Source organism: Cellulomonas jepli (genome assembly GCF_047229345.1).
Taxonomy (GTDB): Bacteria; Actinomycetota; Actinomycetes; order Actinomycetales; family Cellulomonadaceae; genus Cellulomonas_A.
The window spans coordinates 1-6,675 of record NZ_JBFTER010000159.1; the positions used below are offsets into that span (position 1 = coordinate 1).

A 6,675-nucleotide genomic window follows, 5' to 3' on the forward strand; every position below is an offset into this window, starting at 1 on the left:
GACCGCGGCGGCGCTCGCCGCCTCCGGTGCGGCGGCCGCCCCCACGGCCACGGCGTCGACGCCCGCGGCGCTCGTCAACCCCGGGTTCGAGCAGGGCCTCGACGGCTGGACCGTCACGAGCACGACCGGCACGAGCACCGCGGCCGCGGTCTCGGCGCCGGGTCGCGACGGGTCGGCCGGCCGGCTCACGCACTGGGCCGGCGCCCCCTACCAGGTGCGCACCGCGCAGCAGGTGACCGGCCTGGGCACCGGCTGGTGGACCGTCTCGGCGTGGGTCAAGTCCGGCGGCGCGCTCGACGCGACGACGCTCGGGCTGCTCGACTGCGCGGGCCAGGACCCGGCGGACGTCACGACGACCACGCCCCTGACCGAGCAGGACGACGCCTGGGTCCGCCTCGCGGTCTCGGCGTGGGTCGACGACGCGACCTGCACGGTCGCGATCACGACCGACGGCCCGGCGGGCGCCTGGGCGGACGTCGACGACGTCGAGCTGACCCCCGGACGCGTCACGCGGGACGTGCGCGGCGGCGACCTGTCCGGCCTCGCGAAGAACGAGGCGTTCGGTGCGACGTACGCGGACGCCGCGGGCAGCCCCGGCGACCCCGTCGAGCTGCTCGCCGACGCGGGCATGAACCTCGGCCGGCTCAAGGTCTGGGTCGACCCCGCGGACGGGTACAACGACACCGACGACGTCGTCGCCACCGCGCGCCGGATCGAGGCCGCGGGCATGGACCTGCTCGTCGACTTCCACTACTCGGACCGCTGGACCGACCCCGGCGCGCAGGGCGTGCCCGCGGCGTGGGAGGACCTCTCCCCCGCGGAGCTGGCCGACGCGGTGCACGACCACACGCGCGAGGTCCTGGACGCGCTCCAGGCCGCCGGGATCACCGCCGACTACGTCCAGGTCGGCAACGAGATCAACCCCGGGATGCTGTGGCCCTGGGGCCAGACGTGGGACGTCGACCCGTCCGACGGGGTCACGGGCGCGCAGTGGGACCACCTCGCGGCGTTCCTCACCGCGGGGGCGACCGCCGTGCAGGAGGTCTCCGCCGAGACGCAGGTGATCCTGCACCTGACGAACATCCACAACGGCATCGGTGGCCTCACGTGGTGGTTCGACGAGGTGACCGCGCGGGCCGTCCCGTTCGACCTGGTCGGGCTCTCCTACTACGGCTACTGGCACGGGAGCCTCGCCGACCTCCAGGAGGCGGTCACGGTGCTGTCGGAGCGGTACGACCGTGACGTCCTCGTCGTCGAGACCTCGTACCCGTTCACGCTCGAGGACGACACCCCGGCGTGGGAGAACGTGATCGACCGGCCCACCGAGCTCGTGGCGGGCTACCCGGCGACCCCGCAGGGCCAGGCGGCGGCGTTCCGCGCGGTCCAGGACGCCGTCGCCTCGGCCCCCGGCGGGCGCGGCATCGGCACCGTGTACTGGGAGCCGGCGTGGACGGCCGTCGAGGGCAACGGCTGGGACCCGGCCGACCCGTCGTCGGGCAACGCGTGGGAGAACCAGGCGCTCTTCGGGTTCGACGGCCGGCTGCTGCCCGCGGCCGCGGAGCTCGCGCCCGACGCCGCGCAGCCGCCGGCCCGCCGCGCGTCGACGGTCCGGCTGCGGCTGACCCCGACGACCGTGCAGGCCGGGCGGGCGGCGACCGCGGCGGTCGAGATCCGCTCGAAGGGCCATGTGCGCCCGAGCGGGACGGTCGTGGTCGCCGAGGGTGGCGTCGAGCTGGCGCGCGTGACGCTCGACGGGACGCGCAGCGGCGCGGTCCGGGTCGCGCTCCCGGTGCTGGGTGCGGGCACGCACCGCCTCACGGCGACGTACTCGGGCGACGCCGCGCTGCTCGGCGCGACGTCGGACGCCGAGCGCCTCACGGTCCGGGCTCCCCGGTCCTGAGCTGACGCGACGAGCCCCGGGCGGGGGCCGCGACCGTGCGTCGCGGGCCCCGCCACGGCCTCGTCACCGGGCGCCCGCCGCGGGTCGGCACCCGCGCTCGCCCGCCCGGTCGCTCCCCGAACGCAGCGCACGCCCGAGAGGTTGTGCACCCTGGGGAGGATGTTTCGCGTCCCCGTCGCGACCACAGGCGGATGCCGCACGGCCCTCCGCACCGGTGGACTGGCGGGTATGACGGTGCTCTCGCCCCTCGACCGGTCGCACGCCCGCGCTGCCGCCGTGCGCCGCGGCCCCGCCGTCCGGACGTCCCCGGGCCGCGCGCCCGCGACGCTCCCGGCCGACGAGCCGCTCGACCCGCTCGTCGGCATCGCGCTCGCGCTCGTCGGCGGGCTGCTGCTCGGCATCGCGGCCCAGGTGCTCCAGGGCGTCCTGCCCGGCGCGTGGAGGTCGGTCGCCACGTCGGTCGCGGTCTGGAGCCTGGTCGGCGCGGGCGTCGGCTCACGGGTGACGGGACGGTTCGCCCCCGGTCTCGTCGGCGTCGTCACGCTGCTCGCGCTCACCGGGGGGTACTCCGCCGCCGCGTCGCTCCAGGGCGTCCCGGCCGGCGCCGGGGACCTGGCGTTCTGGTCGCTCAGCGCGGTCGTCGGCGGCGTGGTGTTCGGCACCGCGGGCGCGTGGTGCCGGTTCGGGGCGGCCCGCGAGCGCGTCGCGGCCGCCGCCGTGCTGGGCGGGGTGCTCTGCTACGAGGGTCTCGTGCGGACGTTCGTCTTCGCCGACCAGGTCCCCGAGGGCCTCACGATGGTCGTGCTCGGCATCGGGGCGCCGCTGCTCGTCGGGCGGACGACGCGGGAGCGGGCGTACGCCGGCGTGGCGCTCGTGCCCGCGACGGCTCTCGGGCTGACCGCGTTCCTCGTGCTCGACCTGCTCCCCGTCTGACCCGGGCGCCGGCTCAGTCCCCGGCAGGACCGCCGCGCCAGCCCAGCAGCAGCACGCACACGTCGTCCCGCCCCCGCTCGTCGCGCAGCAGCCGCTGGACGAGCGCCGGGACCGCGACGCCCGCCGGCTCGTCGCGCAGGCTCGCCGCCGCGACCGCGAGCCCCTCGAGGCTCTCCTCGAGCAGCCGGTGACGGCGCTCGACGAGCCCGTCGGTGTACAGCAGCAGCCGGTCGCCGGGTGCGAGCTCGAACGTCCCCTCACGGCGCTCGCGCCCCGGGATGCGCACGCCCAGAGGCGTCGACCGCCCGCCCCACAGCAGCTCCGCACCCCCGCTCGCCCGCACGAGCAGCGGTGGCAGGTGACCGGCGCACACGTACCGCGCGTGCCCGGTCGCGAGCTCGACCTCGACGTAGGCCATCGTCGCCATGGCGGCGGCGTGCACCTGGTCCACGAAGCGGTCGAGCCGCTGCACGAGGCGCGCAGGCCCGACCCCCGGACCGGCGACCGCACGGATCGCGCTGCGGACCTGACCCATCGCGCTGGCGGCCCCGAGGCCGCGCCCGACGACGTCGCCCACCACGACCGAGAGGACGCCGTCCTCGGCGAGGAACGCGTCGTGCCAGTCACCGCCGACGTCGAGCGCCTCGACGCCGGGGCGGTACGCGCTCGTCACCTCGAAGCGCGGGTCGACGGGCGGGTCGGTCGCGAGCAGCGAGTGCTGGAGCTCGTGCGCGACGGTCGCGCTGTGCTCGTACAGCTCGGCGCGGTGCAGCGCGAGCCCTGCCTGCTCCCCGAGCGCCGTGACGACCTCGAGCGCGGGGGGCTCGACCCCCGGGTCGTCGCGCGGCAGGAGCACGAGCACACCCTGCGGACCGGCCTGGCCGTGCAGCGGGACGACGACGCGGTCACCGTCGACTGCTGCGCGGCGCTGCCCGAGCACCGCGTCCGCCGGCGGTCCGCCCACCTCGTCGACCCGTTCCCCGAGCGAGCCGTGCAGCCGCAGCGCGCCCGAGGCGTCGGCGAGCCAGACCGTCGCCGCTCGTGCGCCGAGGTCCCCGACGGCCGCGTCGAGCACCGCGTGCGCGACGCCCCGGACACCCGTCGCTCGCGAGAGCGCCGACGTCGCCCGCTGCAGCACGCGCACCTGGGCGGCCGAGCGGTCCGCCTCCCGGCGGGCGGCGAGGAGCTCGCGCTCGTACCGGGACCGCTCGCGCGCGCTCGACAGGGCCACGTGCACCTGGACGCGGCCGTCGGCGTCGGTGCCCCGGACCATCGCGGTGAGCAGCACGGGCATGCGCCCGGTGGGCGTGCGCAGCTCGAGGGCGACCTCGTCGGCGCGCCCGTCGACGTGCAGCATCGGCGCGAGGTGGGTCTCCCAGTAGATCCGGCCGCCGACCGACAGCAGCCCGCTCAGGCGCTCCCGTCCCACGACGTCCTCGCGGGCGCGCCCGACCCAGCGCAGGAACGTGTCGTTCGCGGCGACGACGGTGCCGTCCGCGTCGAGCACGAGCAGACCCGACGGCGACGACCGCCACGCGTCCGCCGGACTGCCCGTCATGCGGCGAGGTACTCCCGCATCGCGGCCACGAGCTCGTCCGGGGCGCTGAGGTTCGGGCAGTGCCCGACGGCGTCGAGCAGCGCGTACTCGCTGCGCGGCAGGTGGTCCCGCACGTACTCCCCGACCGCGACCGGGGCGATCGCGTCCTCGCGGCACTGCACGACGAGCGCGGGGACCGTGCAGCGCGGCAGGTCGGCGCGGTTGTCCGAGAGGAACGTCGTCCGGGCGAACGCCCGCGCGATCGCCGGGTCCGTGCGGCAGAAGCTGCTCGTGAGCTCCTCGCCGAGCTCGGGACGGTCCGGGCGGCCCATGATGACCGGCGCGATGAACGCCGACCAGCCGAGGTAGTTGTCGTCCATCGTGTCGAGCAGCTCGTCGATCTCGTCCTGCGTGAAGCCGCCCGTGTACCCGTCGTCGTCGACGTACCGGGGGCTGGGCCCCACGAGCACGAGCCGGTCCACGAGGTCCGGCCGGGCGATCGCCGCGAGCACGCCGATCATCGCGCTGACCGAGTGCCCCACGACCACGGCCGGGCCGGCGTGCAGCGCCTCGACCACCTCGAGGACGTCGCGCGCGTAGCCGTCGAGGCGTCCGTGCCGCGCCGGGTCGTACGCCGAGGCGTCCGAGCCGCCCGCTCCGACGTGGTCCATGAGCACGACCCGGTGGGTGCCCTCGAACGCCGGGACGACGTACCGCCACATCCCCTTGTCGCACCCGAAGCCGTGCACGAGGAGCAGGAGCGGGCCGTCGGCACGGCCGCGCACCTCCACGTTGTTGCGCCTCAGGACGTCCACCGCGACAGGGTACGTGCGGCTCCTGGGGCCTGCACGGGCCTGCCCGTGCGGGCCGCGTGTCGCGCCCCGGTCGCGCACCTGTCGGGCCCTGTCGGGCACCGGGACGGCCGCGGGCGCCCGGGCAGCCGTGCGTGGCGGCCCGGGCGCCGCGCACCGCGACGGTGCGGCGCCCGTCCTCGACCGGCGCCGCCCGCGGGTCAGCGGGCCGCGAAGTCGAGCCCGTCGTCGGCGACCGCGACGACGCTCCACGCGCTGCCCTCGTCGTCCGTGAGCTCGTAGCTCGGCACCAGGACGCTCGACCCGTCGGCCTGCGCGACCATCGCGAGCCCGAGCCGCGCGGACGTCAGCGTGACCTCCTGGACCGGCCACGAGATCGGCGAGCCCGCCGGGGTCAGCGGCGGGACCGTCGGCTCCTGCCCGGCGCCGTCGGGCGAGACCGCGCCGAGGTCCTCGGTCGCGACCATGGGCTGCTCGAGCGAGCGGGCCTGGCCGGCGAGCGGCATCACGCCCACGGGCGACGAGCCGAAGCGCGGGTCCATGAGCCGCTCGACCGCGGCCGCCGGGCTCACGACGTCGTACTCCCCGAGCTCCACGACGGGCGCGAGCGAGCCGTAGAGGGACTGGACCCCGTCGGCGACGAACGTGAGCGTCCACGACACGCCGCTGCGCTGACCGTCGAGCACCTGGTGGGCGTAGACGGTCGTCGCCGCCGGCTGCCCGGTGTCGGTCGCGACCTCGAGCTCGTACCCGTCCGCGTCCACGCCGAGCCGGCCGAGCAGGTCGCGGGTCTGCGCGCTCGCGTCGTCGCCGCTCGGGGCGGAACCCTCGACCGCGCACGGGGGCAGCGCGCCGAGGCCGGGGTCGCCCTCCCCCTCGGTGAGCCCGCTCGTCGCGGGGCCGTCCGGCTCGACCACGTCGGTGCCCGGGTCCGCGGGCGCCACGTCCGGGGTCTCGGGCGCCGACCGCACGCAGCTCCACGGGTCGCGCGTGGGGTCGGACCAGCTCAGGCTCGCGAGCCCGTCCGGCTGGAGCTGCAGGCTCGGCGCGGTGCCGTCCTGGGCCCCGACCGTCCACGCGCCCCACTGCTGCGTCGCGGCCCCCTCGACCCCGAGCACGCCCGCGACCCGCTCCGCGGTCTCCTGCGAGAACACCGACGCCGGGTCGAACGTCCACGCGCGCGCCGACCCGCCCTCCCCCGCGAGACCGGAGCCGGTGAAGACGGTCCGCCCCCAGAAGCCCGGCGCGATCATCTTCGTCGAGGCGGTGCTCTGGTCCAGGGCCATCGACTCGGCGCCGGACGCCGGGGCCGCCGCCCGGCCGGCGCCGTCCAGCGTGATGGGCGCGGCGGCCGGGGTCGGCACGTCGTTGCGGCCGAGCGCGTAGGCGCCCGAGCCGATCACCGCGACGCCCGCGACGGCCGCCGCGACCTGCAGCCAGCGGGCCGGCCTGCGCGCGGCGCGGGCGTCCCGCGCGGCCCCGAGGTCGGTGAC

5 protein-coding genes are annotated in these 6,675 nt (G+C 77.1%); 2 read left to right on the forward strand and 3 right to left on the reverse strand.

Annotation, left to right across the window (positions count from 1 at the left end; genetic code table 11):
• Both AB6N24_RS22230 and AB6N24_RS22235 read left to right on the forward strand, forming a co-directional pair.
• A partial coding sequence (locus AB6N24_RS22230; RefSeq protein ID WP_412871537.1) for a glycosyl hydrolase 53 family protein occupies positions 1-1,900 on the forward strand: 1,900 nt, incomplete at its 5' end.
• A gap of 228 nt (positions 1,901-2,128) precedes the next feature.
• Positions 2,129-2,833, forward strand: a complete 705-nt coding sequence (locus tag AB6N24_RS22235) for a DUF6518 family protein (RefSeq protein ID WP_412871538.1) — start codon at positions 2,129-2,131, stop codon at positions 2,831-2,833.
• A gap of 13 nt (positions 2,834-2,846) precedes the next feature.
• Here AB6N24_RS22235 and AB6N24_RS22240 read toward each other — a convergent pair whose 3' ends face one another.
• From AB6N24_RS22240 to AB6N24_RS22250, 3 genes are all read right to left on the reverse strand, one after another.
• On the reverse strand, positions 2,847-4,391 hold the full coding sequence (locus AB6N24_RS22240) for a SpoIIE family protein phosphatase (protein ID WP_412871539.1): 1,545 nt from the start codon (positions 4,389-4,391) through the stop codon (positions 2,847-2,849).
• On the reverse strand, positions 4,388-5,185 hold the full coding sequence (locus AB6N24_RS22245) for an alpha/beta fold hydrolase (RefSeq protein WP_412871540.1): 798 nt from the start codon (positions 5,183-5,185) through the stop codon (positions 4,388-4,390). The genes AB6N24_RS22240 and AB6N24_RS22245 overlap by 4 nt, the downstream gene beginning before the upstream one ends.
• Positions 5,186-5,382: 197 nt before the next feature.
• Positions 5,383-6,675: hypothetical protein (locus AB6N24_RS22250; protein ID WP_412871541.1), on the reverse strand; the 1,293-nt coding region annotated here is incomplete at its 5' end.

Bases quoted from the DNA above. Each gene is read 5' to 3' on its own strand.
- AB6N24_RS22235 (WP_412871538.1), top strand. From the start codon at position 2,129: ATGACGGTGCTCTCGCCCCTCGACCGGTCGCACGCCCGCGCTGCCGCC.
- AB6N24_RS22240 (WP_412871539.1), bottom strand. From the start codon at position 4,391: ATGACGGGCAGTCCGGCGGACGCGTGGCGGTCGTCGCCGTCGGGTCTG.